The 17656-nt window shown below is 72.2% G+C and carries 20 protein-coding genes; 9 read left to right on the top strand and 11 right to left on the bottom strand.

The annotated features are described in order from the left end of the window. The 3 genes from K7472_RS27795 to K7472_RS27785 all read right to left on the bottom strand — a co-directional run. Positions 1–204: DUF2637 domain-containing protein (locus K7472_RS27795; protein ID WP_222981325.1), on the bottom strand; the 204-nt coding region annotated here is incomplete at its 3' end. Positions 205–313: 109 nt separating this feature from the next. Further along, positions 314–982: a DUF3558 family protein gene (locus tag K7472_RS27790; protein WP_222981324.1), complete on the bottom strand. Its 669-nt coding sequence runs from the start codon at positions 980–982 to the stop codon at positions 314–316. 184 nt (positions 983–1166) lie between these two features. Then, positions 1167–2096, bottom strand: a complete 930-nt coding sequence (locus tag K7472_RS27785) for a hypothetical protein (RefSeq protein WP_252396343.1) — start codon at positions 2094–2096, stop codon at positions 1167–1169. 212 nt (positions 2097–2308) lie between these two features. Here K7472_RS27785 and K7472_RS27780 point away from each other — a divergent pair, with 212 nt between their 5' ends. Then, on the top strand, positions 2309–3502 hold the full coding sequence (locus K7472_RS27780; protein WP_222981323.1) for an RtcB family protein: 1194 nt from the start codon (positions 2309–2311) through the stop codon (positions 3500–3502). Positions 3503–3550: 48 nt separating this feature from the next. Here the strand turns inward: K7472_RS27780 and K7472_RS27775 are convergent, their stop codons facing one another. The 4 genes from K7472_RS27775 to K7472_RS27760 form a co-directional block, all read right to left on the bottom strand. Then, positions 3551–3796, bottom strand: coding sequence for a hypothetical protein (locus K7472_RS27775; protein WP_222981322.1), 246 nt, complete (start codon positions 3794–3796; stop codon positions 3551–3553). A gap of 79 nt (positions 3797–3875) precedes the next feature. Continuing rightward, on the bottom strand, positions 3876–4229 hold the full coding sequence (locus K7472_RS27770; RefSeq protein ID WP_222981321.1) for a molybdenum ABC transporter substrate-binding protein: 354 nt from the start codon (positions 4227–4229) through the stop codon (positions 3876–3878). Continuing rightward, positions 4226–5005 (bottom strand): adenylate/guanylate cyclase, encoded by a 780-nt coding sequence (locus tag K7472_RS27765; RefSeq protein ID WP_308014120.1) that lies wholly within the window; start codon positions 5003–5005, stop codon positions 4226–4228. Before K7472_RS27765 ends, K7472_RS27770 begins: the two co-directional genes overlap by 4 nt. Then, on the bottom strand, positions 5002–5706 hold the full coding sequence (locus K7472_RS27760) for a hypothetical protein (RefSeq protein ID WP_222981320.1): 705 nt from the start codon (positions 5704–5706) through the stop codon (positions 5002–5004). Before K7472_RS27760 ends, K7472_RS27765 begins: the two co-directional genes overlap by 4 nt. Before the next feature lie 151 nt (positions 5707–5857). Here K7472_RS27760 and K7472_RS27755 point away from each other — a divergent pair, with 151 nt between their 5' ends. After that, the gene (locus K7472_RS27755) at positions 5858–6535 is read left to right on the top strand and encodes a Crp/Fnr family transcriptional regulator (RefSeq protein ID WP_222981319.1); all 678 of its coding nucleotides are present in this window, start codon (positions 5858–5860) and stop codon (positions 6533–6535) included. A 7-nt stretch (positions 6536–6542) separates the two neighbouring features. On the opposite strand, the gene K7472_RS27750 is transcribed toward K7472_RS27755, so the two are convergent. The 3 genes from K7472_RS27750 to K7472_RS27740 form a co-directional block, all read right to left on the bottom strand. Beyond that, positions 6543–6926, bottom strand: a complete 384-nt coding sequence (locus K7472_RS27750; protein ID WP_222981318.1) for a thiol-disulfide oxidoreductase DCC family protein — start codon at positions 6924–6926, stop codon at positions 6543–6545. Beyond that, positions 6923–7675, bottom strand: a complete 753-nt coding sequence (locus K7472_RS27745; protein ID WP_222981317.1) for an SDR family NAD(P)-dependent oxidoreductase — start codon at positions 7673–7675, stop codon at positions 6923–6925. The genes K7472_RS27750 and K7472_RS27745 overlap by 4 nt, the downstream gene beginning before the upstream one ends. Before the next feature lie 204 nt (positions 7676–7879). After that, the gene (locus K7472_RS27740; protein WP_222981316.1) at positions 7880–9013 is read right to left on the bottom strand and encodes a lipid II:glycine glycyltransferase FemX; all 1134 of its coding nucleotides are present in this window, start codon (positions 9011–9013) and stop codon (positions 7880–7882) included. 311 nt (positions 9014–9324) lie between these two features. On the opposite strand from K7472_RS27740, the gene K7472_RS27735 reads away from it, so the two are divergent. Further along, positions 9325–11022 carry an enoyl-CoA hydratase-related protein gene (locus K7472_RS27735; protein WP_222981315.1) on the top strand — a complete coding sequence of 566 codons (1698 nt, stop codon included), beginning with the start codon at positions 9325–9327 and terminating at the stop codon, positions 11020–11022. A gap of 215 nt (positions 11023–11237) precedes the next feature. Next, positions 11238–11663 carry a hypothetical protein gene (locus K7472_RS27730; RefSeq protein WP_222981314.1) on the top strand — a complete coding sequence of 142 codons (426 nt, stop codon included), beginning with the start codon at positions 11238–11240 and terminating at the stop codon, positions 11661–11663. A 177-nt stretch (positions 11664–11840) separates the two neighbouring features. Here K7472_RS27730 and K7472_RS27725 read toward each other — a convergent pair whose 3' ends face one another. Beyond that, a complete protein-coding gene (locus K7472_RS27725) occupies positions 11841–12410 on the bottom strand; it encodes a hypothetical protein (protein WP_222981313.1) in 570 nt (189 codons plus the stop codon). Positions 12411–12559: 149 nt separating this feature from the next. Between K7472_RS27725 and hemL the strand changes: the two genes are divergently transcribed. The 5 genes from hemL to K7472_RS27700 all read left to right on the top strand — a co-directional run bounded on the left by hemL (position 12560) and on the right by K7472_RS27700 (position 17654). Then, complete coding sequence (gene hemL / locus K7472_RS27720) at positions 12560–13924, top strand: glutamate-1-semialdehyde 2,1-aminomutase (RefSeq protein WP_222981312.1); 1365 nt, start codon at positions 12560–12562, stop codon at positions 13922–13924. Then, complete coding sequence (locus K7472_RS27715; RefSeq protein WP_222981311.1) at positions 13921–14613, top strand: histidine phosphatase family protein; 693 nt, start codon at positions 13921–13923, stop codon at positions 14611–14613. The genes hemL and K7472_RS27715 overlap by 4 nt, the downstream gene beginning before the upstream one ends. A gap of 236 nt (positions 14614–14849) precedes the next feature. Beyond that, complete coding sequence (locus K7472_RS27710; protein WP_222981334.1) at positions 14850–16079, top strand: polysaccharide deacetylase family protein; 1230 nt, start codon at positions 14850–14852, stop codon at positions 16077–16079. Positions 16080–16267: 188 nt separating this feature from the next. After that, positions 16268–16888, top strand: coding sequence for a TlpA family protein disulfide reductase (locus K7472_RS27705; RefSeq protein ID WP_222981310.1), 621 nt, complete (start codon positions 16268–16270; stop codon positions 16886–16888). A 1-nt stretch (position 16889) separates the two neighbouring features. Next, positions 16890–17654, top strand: a complete 765-nt coding sequence (locus tag K7472_RS27700) for a cytochrome c biogenesis CcdA family protein (RefSeq protein ID WP_308014119.1) — start codon at positions 16890–16892, stop codon at positions 17652–17654. Positions 17655–17656 lie beyond the last annotated feature (2 nt).

Here is a 17656-nt window from a genome sequence, read left to right as displayed (position 1 = left end):
ATCCAGGGCGAGCAGGACGCAGATGCCCGCGTCGATGCCGATCGGAAAGAAGTAGGCGAACTCGCCGAATCCCTTCCTGATGGCCAGCGCACGCACGGCCGCGTAGGAGCCGGCGAAGCCGATACCGGCGATGACCAGCGCACCGGCGACGACCACCCCGATGAGTATGCGATGCGCGCGTGTGACCTTCAGTGGCGCGGTCACTTGGGAACCCCTCCCTGTTCGGGCTGTTGCGGGCGACAGCCTGGCACATGTGTGCGGGAGAGTGTGGGGCCGGTACGCGGCGGAGGCGTGAACGCGGCAGGCGCGGCGGCTACTTGAGGGCCGCCAGCGCTTCCTTCGTGGCCTGCTCGGCGTCCTTGTCCATGCGGTCGGTCTTGGGCTGCTCGTCGCCCTGGAGGCCCGCGCCGCTGAAGTCGACGGTGACGATCGCGTTGGCGGAACGCGCGATCACGGTCGCGTAGTGGTACTGCGCGCCGTCCTTCTTGGCGTCCCACGTGATCAGCGTCGCCTGGTCGCCCAGACCCGGCGCGGCCACGGCCTTCGCGCCGGACGCCTTCGCCGCGGTCTGCACGGCGAGCTGGTACGCGGACTTCGCCTGGTCCTCGGCGGACGTGCTGTTCGCGATGGTGTCGAAGCGCTGGAAGGTGTCGTCGAGGAAGCGGTACTGGTAGCCGTCGAGGCCGGTCCACGAGCAGCCCGCGTGGCTGTCGTCGCCGGAGCTGACCGCCTTGCCGCCCGCGTCCTGGGCGCTGGGCACCATCGTCTTCACGGTGGCCGCCGCTATCGCCCCGCACGGGTCGGGCAGCTTGGTGTAGCGGGCGGCGGCCAGGGTGGGCGCGGCGGTGGTGGAGGACGGCGCCGAGGAGCCGCTCGCATCGTCGGAGGAGGCCTTGGAGCCCGACGAGCAGCCGGCGATGAGCATCGCCGGCACTGCCGCGCAGGCGATCAGGCGGGCGAGGCGCGGGGCGGTTGCGTGCATGGGTCGGGTCCTTCGGTCGGTCGTCGTACGGACGGCCACGATACGTGCTTCGCCCTGTTCGTCCAGTCGAACGCCCTTTTCGTTCCGGAGGGTTGGAGGATGGGGCATCTGTCCTGATTGGTGAGGGAATGGCGGGTGGTCGGTGAACGGGTGGCAGGGGTGGCCGGGTCCGTCCGCGGCGGGGCTACTCCGCTTCCTCGATCTTCTTCGCCAGCTCGTGTGCCACGTCGTCCGCGCCCAGTTGCAGCGGGCCGGAGGCCGGTGTCTGCGTCTTGTCGGTGGAGCCTTGCGAGAAGACCACGGTGACCAGGACGTTGGACTCGCGGAAGACGATCGTGACCTCGCGGCGGACGTCGGAGTCCTCGGTCGTGACGATGTCGTCGAGATACGCCTCGTCGCCGATCCCGCCCACCCGGCGCGGCGCGGTGTCCGGGTCGTCGGCGCCCGGGGCGCTGCTGGACGCGGACGGGCCCGCCGCGCCCGAGGGGCTCGAACCCGGCCGTGTGGAAGGCGAGTCGGACGGCGCCGGGGCCGAGGCGGAGGTGGACGCCGAGGTGGACGCCGACGTGGACGCCGAGGTGGACGCCGGCGTGGACGCCGAGTCCGACGGGATCGCGTCGGGGATGTGCGCGGCGGACGCCTTCTGCTCGTAGTCCTGCTCGGCCTTGTCCTCGTCGCTGACCGTGGGGTCGTAGGAGACCACCCGCTCCAGCGTGACGCGCAGGTGGCGTTCCTGGCCGGACAGGACGCCGGACCACTTGCAGCCGACGATGCGGTCGGTGTCGTAGGTGAGCGCGGAGTCGCCGGAGTAGTCGGACGCGCCGGGAAGCAGGTCGTGCAGGGTGTCCTGGCTCACGCTGCCGCAGGGCTCGGGGAGCGTCTGGTACTTGCCGGGCGGGGCGGCGCTCACCGAACCGGTGCGCACGCCGGTGCCCGAGCCGCCGTTGCTGCCGTCGGCGCCGCCGGAGGAGCTGCACCCGCTGAGCGCGGCGACCGCGGTGAGCGCGAACGCGCCCACGAGTACCCCGCCGGTGAGGGCGCGGTCGCGTGCCGGCTTCGCCGTGGGCTCTCGGTCGCGTGCCGGCTTCGCCGTGGGCTCTCCCCTTGCCGCCACTGACCTGGCCCCTTCCGGAAAACGTGTTGCCGCCGCCTCGCACCCGCCCGACACAATGTCTACCGCAGAGTTCTGTGCCGCCGCCGGGTTCGCGTGCTGATTGAGTGGCTTCGTCCTTGATTACTTTTGTGACACGCTTTGACTGAGTTGTACGGCGGTATGACCGCTTCGCCCCGGTAAGGACGCCGAGGGTGAGCATCCAAGGGGGAAAGATGACGTACACCGAGGTCCCGGGCGTCCGGGTGCCGATCCGGATGTGGACCGATCCGTCGGGCGTCGAGGACGTGGCGATGCGGCAGCTGCGCAACGTCTCGTCGCTGCCGTGGATCGAGGGCCTGGCCGTGATGCCGGACGTGCACTACGGCAAGGGCGCCACGGTGGGATCCGTGATCGCGATGCGCGGCGCGGTCTGCCCGGCGGCGGTCGGCGTGGACATCGGGTGCGGGATGAGCGCGGTGAAGACCTCGCTCACCGCGAACGACCTGCCCGGCGACCTGTCCCGGCTGCGCTCCAGGATCGAGCGGGCGATCCCGGTCGGCCGCGGCCTGCACGACGAGCCGGTCGACCCGCGCGGGCTGCACGGCATCGCCACCGCCGACTGGGACGACTTCTGGGCGCGCTTCGGCGGGCTGGCGGAAGCCGTGGGATTCCGCCGCGAACGCGCCACGAAGCAGATGGGAACGCTCGGCTTCGGCAACCACTTCATCGAGGTGTGCCTGGACACGACCGGCGCGGTGTGGCTGATGCTGCACTCCGGTTCGCGCAACATCGGCAAGGAGCTGGCCGACCACCACATCGGGGAGGCGCGCAAGCTCCCGCACAACCAGGACCTGATCGACCGCGACCTCGCCGTCTTCGTCGCCGACACCCCGCAGATGGCCGCCTACCGGCGCGACCTGTTCTGGGCGCAGGACTACGCCCGGCGCAACCGCGCGATCATGATGGCGCTGCTCCAGGACGTGCTGCGCAAGGAGTTCAGGAAGGCGAAGGTCGGCTTCGACGAGGTGATCTCCTGCCACCACAACTACGTGAGCGAGGAGCGCTACGACGGCGCGGACCTGCTGGTCACCCGCAAGGGCGCGATCCGGGCGGGCTCCGGCGAGTACGGGATCATCCCCGGCTCGATGGGGACGGGTTCGTACATCGTGCGCGGCCTCGGCAACACGGCCGCCTTCAACTCCGCGTCGCACGGCGCGGGCCGGCGGATGAGCCGCAACGCGGCGAAGAAGCGCTTCACGACCCGCGACCTGGAGGACCAGACGAAGGGCGTCGAGTGCCGCAAGGACGCGGGCGTGGTGGACGAGATCCCCGGCGCGTACAAGCCCATCGAGCAGGTCATCGACCAGCAGCGCGACCTGGTCGAGGTAGTCGCCCAACTCAAGCAGGTCGTCTGCGTCAAGGGCTGACCCCCGCCACGATCGGCGAGGCGGTGGCTCCGGGCGCGGCCGGGCGGGTCACTCCTCGTGTGCGCGGGAGACCGCCATCAGGAAAGCGCCGCCCAGGAGGGAGAAGACTCCCCAGGCCAGGATCCAGTCCTTGGCCTGGAGGAGGTAGTCGACCGTCGTGCACTTCATGCTCGTCGACTGGCTTCCGTACTGGGCGAGTTGGCCGATCAGGGAGTCGCACTCCGCGCCGTACACCCGCAGGCGCGGGATGCCGACGAGTGCGACGAGGATGAGGACGGCGCCGAACACCGCCATACGGACGCCTTTGACGCGTTCCATCATGGGAAGCCCCCGTGGGATTCGTGTGCTTGACCGTGCGAGTGCGCGTGGGATGTCAGGTGCCGAGGGTCAGTGGGTGGCCGCACAGGGTGGCGATGTTCACCGTCGCGTCCATCAGGTCGGCGCCGGTGGTGGAGTCGGCCCCCGCGATGCGGTGCAGCGCCGCCGCGTCGCGGGAGAGGTCGGGCTGCCCCTGGTAGCGGGAGGCCAGCCAGGCCAGGTCGCCCGCCTTGTGGAACAGCGGGTTGCCGAAGACGCCGTTCCCTTGCAGGAGCTGGTCGCCCAGCGCGTCGAAGCCCTGGCAGACCTCGGCCCTGCTCGCCGGGCGGCCCGCCGGCGCACCGCATGCCACGACGAGCGCGAGCGCGGGCGCGACGGCCGTCAGGACGAGTGCGCGGTGTCGTGTCATCGGGTGCCTCCCCGTCGTCGTTGCGCCGCGCCGCGCCACCAACCCCGTTGTGACGCGGTGACGTTGACGTCCCCGTTCGCCACCGTGGCGTCGGTCAGGGACAGGTCGCGTCCCGCGTTCAGCGACACACCGCCTTCCGTCCGCCCGGGCCGCCGCTCCCGTCCGGTGTGGTGGGCCGCCGAGATCTGACGGGCCGTCGCGTCGTCGTCCGGTACGTGCAGCCAGCCCCGCGCCCGGGTCTCCTTGACCTCGACGTCCACCGGGTGGAACGCGGCCGGGTCCACCCCGGGATGCCCGTCGTGCGCCAGCGTCTCGTGCAGGGCGTCGGAGACCAGCAGCGCGCTGTCGCCCCTCGCCCGTGCCAGCGCCGCCCGCAGCGGCTCGCTCTGCGCCAGCCGGAACGCGTGGTTGACGGCGTGCCCGCCCATGCCGTGCCCGTCGAAGCGCACGTCCCCGGCGTGCGCGGCCACCCGCAGCCGCAGCGTGGGATCGCCCCTGCGGCGGCAGGCCAGCGCCGCGTCCAGCGCGGGCAGCGCCTCGCCGAAGACGGCCGCCTTCGGGACGCCGGGCGGCACGACGACCAGCACGCCGTCCCCCCGGTCCTCGCACCGGCAGGCCCGCCACGCCTGCGGCCCGAACGCGGCCCTCAACTCCCGGTACAGGTCCTCCCGTACGCGCATCTGCTCGACGTCACTGCGCGGACTGAACGCCTCGACGTCGGTGACCAGCACCAGCGCGTGCCGGGGCGCCTCGGTGGCGGTTCGCGGCGTGATCACGGCAGCGGGATCCCGCCGAGCGAGAGCTGCCCGTTCTCCTCCTCGACCAGCGACAGGAAGACGCCGCCCGCGAGCTGCACCATGCTCGCGTCGCCGCCGCTCATCTGCCACCGGCCGCCCGACCAGACCAGCGGCACGGTGCCCTGCTCCTTGCCGTTCCAGCTCAACGGCACCTGCGCGCTGTTCTTGCCCAACTGCGGGGTGCCGACGCCGACCTTGTCGGTCTGGCCGCGGAACGTGGAGGAGGTGCGCTGGAACTGCCCGCTCATCTCCTTCGCGCAACCGCCGTCGGTGGGCGCGACCATGGCACACCACGCGGCGGCGTCCGCGTCCTTCTCCGCCACCCGGATCTGCCCGACGGTGTCCGAAGCGCCGCGTGCGCCGGGCTCGTTCACCACGGAGGTGTCCACCCCGGAGCCCCCACCGCCGCCCCCGGTGCTGACCGCCGCCACGCCACCGCCGACCAGACCGAGACCGGCCAGCACGAGCAGCGCGAAGGCGGCCGGATGGCGCTGCTTGAAGGTGAGGTGCGTGCTGTTGTCGTGGTGAGTGCTGTTGTCGTTCTGGTCGCCGTTGACGATGTTGCTGTGGTCGCCGACCCTCACGTCACGGCCGCCGTTGAAGGTGATGCCGCTGTTGCCGTGGTTCACGTTGGTGGTCCGGTGGCCGTCCGGGACCTGGGGTCTCAACTGATCGGTCACGTGCCTCTCCTGTACTGCCGATACCGCCGAGTGCTTCCGATGCGCTTCCGATGTGCCGCGGACCGGAGGTCGGAGCATCACAACAGCTCGTGACTGACCGAAAAGCGTCAACTGACGCACAAGGGGTCACTATTGGGTGACACTTGCCGCCATGTCCCCAGTGAGGTTCTGGGACCTGCTGAGCGACCCCGAACGGGCCGAGCTGACCAGGTCCAGCCGCAGCCGCCAGTACCCGCCGGGCCAGCGCGTCTTCTCCGAGACCGAGGACGACGGCTGCACCGCGATCATCACCTCGGGCAGGTGCCGCGTCGTCGCGTACGGCGAGGACGGCACCGGCACCTACCTGGCGTTACGTCAGACGGGCGACATCATCGGGGAGATGGCGGCGATACGCGGCGGGCGGCGCAGCGCGACGGTCACGGCGGTGACGCTGGTCGTCGCGCAGGTGCTGGCGAGGACCACGTTCCAGAAGCTGCTGGGCGCCCACCCCGCGCTCACCGCCCACCTGCTCGCGGTGATGATCGAGCGGCTGCGCGAGTCGGACCGGTGCCAGGCCGATCTGGCGGTCGCGTCAACGGAGTTGAGATTCAGCCGGGTGCTGCTGCGGCTCGCACTGGCCGAGGGCGTGCGGACCGGGCGGGGGGTGGAACTGGCCGGGTTCACCCAGCTGGAACTGGCCGGGTGGTGCGGCATCAGCCGCAAGTCGGTGGAACGGCACGCCCGCCGCCTCCAGGAGGAAGGCGTGCTGCTGCCGAACCGCAGCAGGGGGCGGCTGGTCATCACGGACCTGGACGCGCTGCGCGGCAGCGCGCGCCAGGAGTCGTCCTGACGCGGCGTCAACCACGCACCGAGCACGCCCCGTCGGCTCCCGGAAGCCGTCCCCGGTTGCGGGCGACGACCCGGTACACGCCGTGGGCGACCCAGCGCAGCGGCGGCAGGGTCAGCGCCGCGCCGAGCGGGGCCCAGCCGCCGCCCGCGCGCAGCAGCAACCGCGCCACCGCCTGGGCCCCGCCGTACACCGTGCCCGGCGGGGCGACCCACAACGCCTCGTGCTCGGCGCGCTCCCGGCTCACACCGAGCGCGTCGAGGTCGGCGGACTGCCACGCCACGATGTCGGCGTCGGGCCGCAGGCGGCGCTCGGTGAACCGCACGCAGGCCGCGCAGAACCCGCAGTCGCCGTCGTAGACGAGGACCGGCCGCGTCCGCCGCACGGGGCTCACGCCTCCCGGTGCACCTTGTGCTGCGCGGCCTGCGCCCGTGGCCGCACCACGAGGAGGTCCACGTTGACGTGTGGCGGGCGGGTCACCGCCCACGCGATGGTGTCGGCGACGTCGTCGGAGGTCAGCGGGCCCGGCACGCCCGCGTAGACCGCGGCGGCCTTCTCCTCGTCGCCGCCGAAGCGGGTCAGCGCGAAGCCCTCGCTGCGCACCATGCCCGGCGCGATCTCGACGACCCGGATCGGCTCGCCGCACAGCTCCAGGCGCAGGGTGGCGGCGATGGCGTGCGCGCCGTGCTTGGCGGCGACGTAGCCGCCACCGCCCTCGTACGCGGTGAAGCCCGCGGTGGAGGAGAGCACGACGACCGTGCCGTCGCCGCAGGCGCGCAGCGCGGGCAGCAGGGCCTGCGTGAGGTGGAGCACGCCCATCACGTTGACCTCGAACATCGCCCGCCAGTCGGCCGGGTCGGCGCTCTCGACCGGGTCGGCGCCGAGCGCGCCGCCCGCGTTGTTCACCAGCACGTCGCACCGCTCCAGCGAGGCCGCGAAGGCGTCCACGGCGGCGCGGTCGGTCACGTCGAGGGCGTGTGCGCGGGCCTCGTGCCCGGCGTCGCGCAGCTCGGCGGCCAGCTCCTTGACGCGGTCCTCACGGCGCGCGGCGAGGACGACGAGGTATCCGGCCGCCGCGAGTCGGCGCGCGGTCGCGGCCCCGATCCCACTGCTGGCTCCGGTGACCACTGCGGTACGGGTCATTGCTGCGCGTCTCCTTCCCACCGGCGGCCGAGGTCCGAGGGGTGCGCCGCCGAGGCGTCAAGATCCACCCTACGACCCCGACGCCCCGGGGCGCCCGTGATCCCCTGAGGGGGGTGGCGTGATCAGGCCGGGAGCGGCCCGCCCGTTCAGCCCCTGCGGCTCACAGACAACCCGCTCAGCCCCTGCGGCTCACACAGAACTTGTTCAGCCCCTGCGGCCCAGGTACAAGCGGAACGCCCTGTACAGCGCGGAGTTGAGCGGCAGATCCCACTCGCCCGCGTATTCGGCCGCCTCGCCGCCCGTGCCGGCCTTGAAGCGCAGCAGGCCCACCAGCGGGTCGGACTCGTCCAGGGTGTCGGTGATGCCGCGCAGGTCGTAGACGTCGGCGCCGAGTGCGTGGGCGTCGCGGATCATCTGCCACTGGACGGCGTTGCTCGGCTGGACCTCGCGCTTGCGGGACGTGGAGGCGCCGTAGGAGTACCAGACGTGCCGGCCGACGGTGATCATGATGGCCGCCGCGAGGGTGTCGCCGTCGTGCGAGGCCAGGTAGAGGCGGATGCGGTCGGGGTGCTCGGCGGCCAGCGCGCGCCACATGCGGCGGAAATACTCTGGCGGGCGCGGCACGAAGCGGTCGCGCGCGGCGGTCTCCGCGTACAGCTCGTGGAACGCGGTCAGGTCGTCGAGGTCGCCGCGGACCACCTTCACGCCCGCCTTCTCCGCCTTCTTCACGTTGCGCCGCCACTGCTGGTTGAAGCCCTGCTGGATCTCCTCCAACGTGCGCCCGAACAGCGGGAGTTGGAAGACATGGCGCGGCTGGCCCGCCGCGAAGCCGTGCTCGCCGCCACCGCTCGCGTCGTCCGACCGCCGCCAGCCCAGCGCGCGCAGCCGCTCCGGCACCGCCAGGCCCACCGGATCGGTGGCGGTCGGCGCGACGTCGGCCAGCGTCCGCACGCCCGGGTCGGCGATCGCGTCCTTCACCGCCGCCGCGTCCCAGCGCCGCACGATCACCGGCGGCCCCATCTTCACGGCGAACGCCCGCCGGGCGCGCACGTGCTCCACCAGCGGCTCCAGCCACCGGCCGAGGTCGGCGTCCGTCCAGTCGATCACCGGGCCCTGCGGCAGGTACGCGAGGGAGCGGCGCACCCTGGGCAGCGCGCGGTACAGCACCAGCGCGGTCCCCACGATCCGCCCCCGGTCGTCCACCCACCCCAGGCTCTCCGGCTCCCACCCGGCCTTCACCTCGCCCCAGGACGGCACCTGGAGGTGGCTGGCCGACGGCAGGCTGTCGACGAACGCGAGGTGCTCGTCGCGGGAGATGGTCCTCAGGCGGAGAGTCATGACGGCCTGCTCCTTACGGCGGGGGTCCCCGCGGGGGAGCCTAGTGAGCGTCCCGGGCCCCCGCCCGTCGCCCGCCGCCGTCCGCGTGACGGCACGGCCGCGTCGCCACGCCTCCGGTCGCGCCGTGGAGAAACCCCCGCCGCGCTCCCCTCGCGACGCCCGCCGCGCCCCGCCGCGCGCCCCGCCGGTCAGGTGATCCGCGGCGCCCGCCGGGCGGGGCGGCGGCACCGGGTGCCGTCCGATGGCCCATCCTCGCTCGGGTGGTCGGCGCCCGCGTCCGGCGCGTCGCCGTACGGACGGGAGTGCGTGCCGTGGACATCCTGCTGGTCGCCAGCGCCTTCAACAGCCTGACCCAACGCGTCTTCGCCGAGCTCGGCGACCGCGGTCACCGCGTCCGCGTGGAACTGGCGGTCGGGCCGCTGGCCGAGGCGGTCCGCGCGCACGACCCCGACCTGATCGTCGCGCCGATGCTGAAGACCGCGATCCCGTCCGAGGTGTGGTCGCGGCGCCCCTGCATGATCGTCCACCCCGGCCCGGTGGGCGACCGGGGGCCGTCCTCGCTGGACTGGGCGATCACCGAGGGCGCCGCCGCGTGGGGCGTCACCGTGCTGCGGGCGGTCGGCGAGATGGACGCGGGCGAGGTGTGGGCGAGCGTGCCGTGCCCGCTGCCGCCGGACGCCGGCAAGAGCGACACGTACCGCAACGAGGTGGCCGACGCCGCCCTGGAGGCCGTCACGCTGGCCGTCGACCGCTTCGCGTCGGGCACGTACACCCCCGTCCCGCAGCCGCCGGACGCCGTGCGCGCCCGCCCGTACTGCGGGCAGGACGACCGCCGGATCGACTGGTCGCGCGACGACACCGCGACCGTGCTGCGCAAGCTGCGCGCCGCGGACTCGCACCCCGGCGTGCTCGACGACTTCCTCGGCGGCGAGTGGTACCTGCACGGCGGCCACGTCGAGGACGGCCTGTCCGGCGTCCCCGGCGACATGCTGGCGGTGCGGGCCGGGGCGCTGTGCCGGGCCACGGTGGACGGCGCGGTGTGGATCCCGCAGCTGCGCCCGCGCCGCGCGCCCGGCGGGCCCGCCACCTTCAAGCTCCCCGCCGTCCTGGCGCTCGGCGACCGGCTGCCGCGCGGCGTGCCGGACTCGCACGTGCCGCTCGCACTGCCCGCGCACCGCCGCACCTGGTCGGAGATCCGCTACCGCGAGTACGGCGCGGCGGGCGTGCTCACGTTCTCGTTCCCCGGCGGCGCGATGAGCACCGGCCAGTGCCGCCGCCTGCTGGCCGCCTACCGCCACGCGCTGACGCGGCCCACCGCGGTGCTGGTGCTCGGCGGCGCCCGGGACTTCTTCTCCAACGGCATCCACCTGAACGTCATCGAGGCCGCCGACGACCCGGCCGAGGAGTCCTGGCGCAACATCAACGCCATCGACGACCTGGCCGAGGCGGTGCTGACCACCACCGACCGGCTCACCGTCGCCGCGCTCGGCGGCAACGCGGCGGCGGGCGGCGCGATGCTGGCGCTCGCCGCCGACGAGGTGTGGTGCAGGGCGGGCGCGGTCCTCAACCCGCACTACCGGCTGATGGGGCTGTACGGCTCGGAGTTGTGGACGTACACCCTGCCGCGCAGGGTCGGCGCGGAACGGGCCCAGCGGCTGATGGACGACGCGCTGCCGGTCTCCTGCGCGCGGGCGCACGACATCGGCCTGGTCGACCGCGTCCTGCACACCACCCCCGAGTCCTTCCCCGGCACGGTGGCCCACCTCGCGTCCCGCCTGGCGACCGCCCCGCACACCCAGCGGCGGGTCGGCGAGAAGAAGGCGCTGCGCGAACGCGACGAGGCGCGGCGGCCGCTCAGCGCGTACCGCGCCGAGGAACTGCGGCGGATGCGCGCGACGTTCACCGACCCGGACGCGCCGTACCACGCGCTGCGCCGCGCGTTCGTGCACAAGGAGCGCCCGGCCGCGACGCCCAACCATCTCAACGCCCGCCGCAACCAGCTGGGTTGACGGCCGACGGAATACTCCGGAAGTCGACTCCCGTATCCACAATGGTGGATTCGCGCGGGGTCGGCTGCTTTGTTGTGAATTCGTAACAGCGCGCGGGGGGCGCGCAACCAGGCGCACGGCAAACCGGTCTGGTGGGTCGGTGGGGCGCACGGGGCGCCCGCACGAACAAGTGGGCCTCACACCGAACGGGAAGGGGCCCACGGGAGGGAACGTCCATGACCAGGACGAAGAAGACCGGGATGAGGGTCCGGGGCGGCCGGCTGGCCGTCGTCGGCGCGCTGGGCCTGGCCGCGGTGACCGCGGCCGCCGTACCGGCGTTCGCCAAGGGTGACCTCGCGTTCACCGCGCCGCACACCGCGAAGGTCGGCCAGACCTACACGGTCAGCGCGCACGGCGACGACGACAGCGCGAGCTACCTGCGCGCCTGCCTGCAGAGCCGCACCGGCAACCACGCGTGGCACCAGGTGTCCTGCAGTCCGCTGGTCGCCACGGGCTCCGACGCGTCGGTCACCGCGCACGTCAAGGCGGCGCACAAGGGCGCCCAGGAGTACCACGCGGTGCTCTACGGCCAGAAGAGCAGGACCGACCGCCACCCCGTCGTCGAGCGCACCTCGGCGACGGCGACGGTCACCATCCGCTGACACCGGAACCACGATCGCAGCGACCCCAGCACCACCACGACCGCGGGCAGTCCCCAGCACAACGACCGCCCGCGGTCGCGGCGTTCACGATCGGACGGTCGCGGCGTTCACGATCGGACGGGGGAGGGCGCGATCAACCCCGCGCCCCCGCAACGGACATGGCGCGAGTTGGTGGGGCTACGGCCAGACCAGGCAGTACAGCTGGTGGCCCGCCTCGTGGAGGCGGTGGGCGAAGTCCTGCCATTCGTGGAGCATCTGGTAGATGACGAACGCGTCGCGCGGGCCGCGGCGGTCGGGGACCGTGGACCAGATGAACGCGGCGGCGCCCAACTCCTCCTCGCCCGCCTTGCGCAGTGGTTCCACCACGTTGACCGGGAGCTTGACGACCGCGTAGTCGGGGTGGAGGACGACGAGTTCGAGCGGGGGGACCTTGGCCAGCGGGATGCCCTCGATGCCGGTGAGGACCATCGCCGACATCGTTTCCGGCTTGACCTTCGTGAACATGCCGTTGCCGAGTTCGTCGCCGCCGAGTTCCTCGGGGCGCATGGAGATCGGCACCCGGGCCGCGGTGGCGCCGTCGGGCGCGCCGAAGTACTTGTAGGTCACCCCCACTCGGCCACCCCTGCTTCCACCCTCCGCGGCTCGCGGACGCTCACTGCCGGACGGCCGGCGCCTCCTGCCGGTGGGGCGGGCGCGCTCGGGGCCGCGGTCACCCGCCCCTTCGCCCAGTTCGCCACCTGGCTGCATTTCACTACCCGACCATTCGCAAGCCCAACCGCGCAACCCGATCATCGTCTCAGATGTCCGGCGATACAGGGTCGAGACCTGATCACGTGAATTCCGTCCCGTACCGCCCGCCCCGGGGGAACGCCGCGGCGCTCTGAGACGATGGGTACGTGACCAATCCGTACGAGTACGAAGCCCCAGTTTCTCAGACCCTCTTCGACCGGGCCGCCGCGGTGACGCCGGGTGGCGTGAACTCTCCGGTCCGTGCCTTCGGCGCCGTGGGCGGAACGCCCCGGTTCATGGTGTCCGGTACCGGTCCGTACCTGACCGACGCGGACGGCCGGGAGTACGTCGACCTGGTGTGCTCGTGGGGCCCGATGATCCTCGGCCACGCCCACCCCCGGGTGACCGAGGCGGTGCTCGCCGCCGTGGCGCGCGGCACGTCGTTCGGCACGCCCGGACAGGGCGAGGTCGAGCTGGCGGAGGAGATCGTGGCCAGGGTGGCGCCCGTGGAGCGGGTGCGGCTGGTGTCCTCGGGGACCGAGGCGACGATGTCCGCGATCCGGCTGGCGCGCGGGTTCACCGGGCGGGCCAAGGTGATCAAGTTCGCCGGTTGTTACCACGGTCACGTAGACGCGCTGCTGGCCGCCGCCGGTTCCGGTGTCGCCACCTTCGCGCTGCCCGACACCCCCGGCGTCACCGGTGCCCAGGCGGGCGACACGATCGTGCTGCCGTACAACGACCTGGACGCCGTGCGGGCCGCGTTCGAGGCCAACCCGGGCCAGATCGCCTGCGTCATCACCGAGGCCTCGCCGGGCAACATGGGCGTCGTCCCGCCGCTCCCCGGATTCAACCAGGGATTGGCTGATTTGTGCCGTACCAACGGCGCGTTGTACGTCTCCGACGAGGTGATGACCGGCTTCCGGGTCTCCAAGTCCGGCTGGTACGGGATCGACGGCGTCACGCCTGACCTGATGACCTTCGGCAAGGTGATGGGCGGCGGCTTCCCGGCGGCGGCCTTCGGCGGCCGGGCCGACGTGATGGAGAAGCTGGCCCCGGCCGGGCCGGTCTACCAGGCGGGCACGCTCTCCGGTAACCCGGTGGCCACCGCGGCGGGCGTGGCGCAACTGCGGCTGCTGGACGACGCGGTCTACGCGCACCTGGACCGGGTGGCCGACGACGTCACCGGCGCGATCACCGAGGCGCTGGCCAAGGAGGGCGTGGCGCACCGCGTGCAGCGCGCGGGGACCATGTTCTCCGTCTTCTTCACCGACGCGCCGGTCACCGACTACGCCGAGGCGAAGACGCAGGAGGCGCACCGCTACACCGCGTTCTTCCACTCGATGCTGTCGCAGGGCGTCTACCTGCCGCCGTCCGCGTTCGAGTCGTGGTTCGTCTCGGCCGCCCACGACACCGCCGCCGTCGAGCGGATCGCCGCCGCGCTGCCGGCCGCCGCCCGCGCCGCCGCGCAGGCCGGACAAGCCGCGCAGGCCGGACAGGCCGCCGACGTCGACCAGGAGGGGGAGCGGCGATGACCGACCGCGACCAGGAGATCACCGTCGTCCATCTGATGCGGCACGGCGAGGTCCACAACCCCGACGGCGTGCTCTACGGCCGCCTCGACGGCTACCACCTCTCCGAGCTGGGCCGGAAGATGGCCGACCGCGTCGCGGAGCACCTGACGGACCGTGACATCACGTACGTCGTCGCCTCCCCGCTGGAACGGGCGCAGGAGACCGCCGCGCCGATCGCCGCGTCGCACGGCCTGGACGTCGCCACCGACGGCCGGTTGATCGAGGCGGAGAACGTCTTCCAGGGCAAGACCTTCGGCGTCGGCGACGGCGCGCTGCGCAGGCCGGCGAACTGGAAGTACCTGACCAACCCGTTCCGCCCGAGCTGGGGCGAGCCGTACGTGGACCAGGTGGTGCGGATGAGCGCCGCGCTGGACGCCGCCAAGGACGCCGCGCGCGGCCACGAGGCGGTCTGCGTCAGCCACCAGCTGCCGATCTGGGTGGTGCGCAGCTTCGTCGAGCGCCGCAGGCTCTGGCACGACCCGCGCAAGCGGCAGTGCACGCTGGCGAGCCTGACCAGCTTCACCTACCGCGGCGACCGGATCGTCTCGGTGGGCTACAGCGAGCCCGCCCGCGATCTCGTCCCGGCGCATCTGCTGGCGGGCGCCAAGGCGAAGAGCGCCCCCAGCGGATCGAAGAGCTTCGGGGCTTAGCTGACGGTTAGTTACAAAATGTCCCCTTTATGGCGTATGTCGGAGTCAATCAGCATATAAATTCAGCCGTTTGCCAGGAACCGCCAAACCGAACATCGCGTCTAATGGGTTGTGCGCCTCACAGGGTGCCCACAGTCGCCGCTGTGTCAGCCGGGTCCCGTGGGACATGGGATTCCCGGGTCTGTGACACGGCGTCAGTGGACCGGAAGAAACGACCGCGGATGGCGGAGAACAGCATGCGCTCGATGACGCGAAGGGGTTTGCTCGCACTCACAGCCGGCGCCGCCGTGGGTGCCGCGGCCGGCTGCTCGGCCGGCGGGGGGTCGAAGTCGAAGGCCGGCGGCCCACCCGCCGGCCGCCCGAACGGACCGGCGCAGCCCGCCGGCACCCCGATCGGCGACGGCTCCACCTCGTACACCGGAGCCCAGCCGTTCCAGCCGGTGGCCGAGCGTCTCGAGCCCGGCCAGACCCCGCCGCAGTTCGTGATCTTCTCCTGGGACGGCGCCGGTGAGCTGGACAACGGGCTCTTCGCCCGCTTCCGCAAGCTCGCCCAGGACCACGACGCGAAGATGAGCTTCTTCCTGTCCGGCCTGTACTGCCTGCCCGAGTCCAAGAAGCACCTGTACCGCCCGCCGAACAACCCGGTCGGCGCCTCGGCGATCGGGTACTTCAAGGACGAGCACATCAAGATGACCCTGGAGCAGGTGCGCCTCGCCTGGCTGGAGGGCCACGAGATCGGCACCCACTTCAACGGCCACTTCTGCGACGGCACCGGCACCGTCGGCGACTGGACCTCCGCCCAGTGGGAGAGCGAGATCCAGCAGGCGGTCGACTTCGTCACCCAGTGGAAGACCAACACCGGGTTCAGCGACGTCGAGACCCTGCCGTTCGACTACCGCAAGGAACTGATCGGCGGCCGCACCCCGTGCCTGCTCGGCCAGAACCAGTGGCTGCCGACCGCCAAGAAGATGGGCTTCCGCTACGACGCCAGCTCGCCCGGCGGCCTGCAGATCTGGCCCTCGAAGAAGCAGGACATCTGGGACCTGCCGCTCCAGGCCATCCCGTTCCCCGGGCACGACTTCGAGGTCCTGTCCATGGACTACAACATGCTGGCCAACCAGTCCCACGCGGCCACCAAGTCCGACCCGTCCAACTACCCCGGCTGGCGCGACCAGGCCACCGCCGCCTACATCGCCGGCTTCGAACGCGCCTACCGGACCAACCGCGCGCCCTTCTACATCGGCAACCACTTCGAGCAGTGGAACGGCGGCATCTACATGGACGCCGTGGAGAACGCCCTCAAGCACATCTCCGCCCAGGGCGACAAGGACGTCCGGATGGTCTCGTTCCACCAGTACGTCAACTGGCTCGACGCCCAGGACCCGAGGCTGCTGGCCAAGCTGCGCACCCTGGAGGTCGGCCAGCAGCCCACGGAGGGCTGGAGCGAGTTCACCAAGAACGTGTGACGTCCGCCCGGAACGTGTGACGTGCGGAACGCGCGGTCCGGGCGCCGTGTGACCGCCGCCACCCCGAACGGCCCGCCGCCCGCCGCGATCGCGGCGCGCGGCGGGCCGTTCGCGCTGGTGAGCGGCGCGCGGCGGACGTTGCCGGGGGGTGCTAAAACGCGCCAGAAGCCCCATGCGAAACTTTTCACATGAGTCTGCCGCGCGTCCCGCATCCGCGCCCCCGACACCGCGCCGCCGCCGCGCTGGCCACGGGCACCGCCCTCGTGCTCGCCCTGGCCGGGTGCAGCGCCGCCTCGGGCGGGTCCGCGTCGAACGCGTCGGGCACCAGCTTCGTCCAGAGCAGCAAGGTCATCACCACCGTGCCGCAGGGCAAGCGCCCCACCGCCCCGGACATCTCCGGCACCACGGTCGACGGCACGCAGCTGTCCCTCGACCGGTTCAAGGGCAAGGTCGTCGTCCTGAACGTCTGGGGATCGTGGTGCGACCCGTGCCGCGCCGAGGCGCCCAACCTCGCCCAGGTCTCGCAGCAGGACGCGGCCAAGGGCGTGCAGTTCGTCGGCATCAACATCCGCGACTACTCCACCGCGCAGTCCAAGAGCTTCGAGCGCAGCTTCGGGATCACCTACCCGAGCTTCTACGACCCCGAGGGCAAGCTGCTGGTGAAGTTCCCCAACGGCAGCCTCCCCCCGCAGTCCATCCCGACCACGCTGATCATCGACCGGCACGGGAAGATCGCGGTGCGCGCCCTGGAGGCGCTCAGCACCGACCAGCTGAACAAGGCGCTCGACCCGATCATCGCGGAGAAGTGACGTGACACTGCTGGCCGGGGCCGCCGGCCCCAACCAGACGGTGCTGTCCGGGGCGCTGCTGCTGGCGATCCCGGTGGCGCTGCTGGGCGGCCTGGTGTCGTTCTTCTCCCCGTGCGTGCTGCCGCTGGTGCCGGGCTACCTGTCGTACGTCACCGGGGTGTCCGGCGCCGACCTCGGCGACGCGCGGCGCGGGCGGATGGCGGCCGGCGCGTCGCTGTTCGTGCTCGGCTTCACCGCGGTCTTCGTCTCCGGCGGCGCGCTGTTCGGCACGTTCGGCTACACCCTCCAGGAGTACCGGGAGCCGATCACCCGCGTCCTGGGCGTCGTCACCATCCTGCTCGGCATCGCCTTCATGGGCGTCGTGCCGGGGCTCTTCCAGCGCGAGTTCCGGCTGCACAAGCGGCCCTCCGTCGGCCTGGCCGGGGCCCCGGTGCTCGGGGTGCTGTTCGGCCTGGGCTGGACGCCGTGCCTCGGCCCGACGCTGTCCGCCTCGCTGGCGCTGTCCGCCAACCAGGCCAGCGCCGGGCGCGGCGCGCTGCTCACCGCGATGTACTGCTTCGGGCTCGGGGTGCCGTTCATCGTCGCCGCGATAGCGTTCCGGCGCGCGCTCGGCGCGTTCGCCTTCGTCAAACGGCACTATGCGTGGGTGATGCGGATCGGCGGCGGCATGCTCGTCGCGGTCGGCGTCCTGCTGGTGACGGGGGGCTGGGACCGGATCGTCTACCAGATGCAGATCTGGTCCAACGGCTTCAATGTGGGGATCTGATC

This window comes from Streptantibioticus parmotrematis, assembly GCF_019890615.1.
Taxonomy (GTDB): domain Bacteria; phylum Actinomycetota; class Actinomycetes; order Streptomycetales; family Streptomycetaceae; genus Streptantibioticus_D; species Streptantibioticus_D parmotrematis.
Note: the sequence above shows the minus strand (reverse complement) of the source record. Positions and strands in the feature narration are given on the sequence as shown.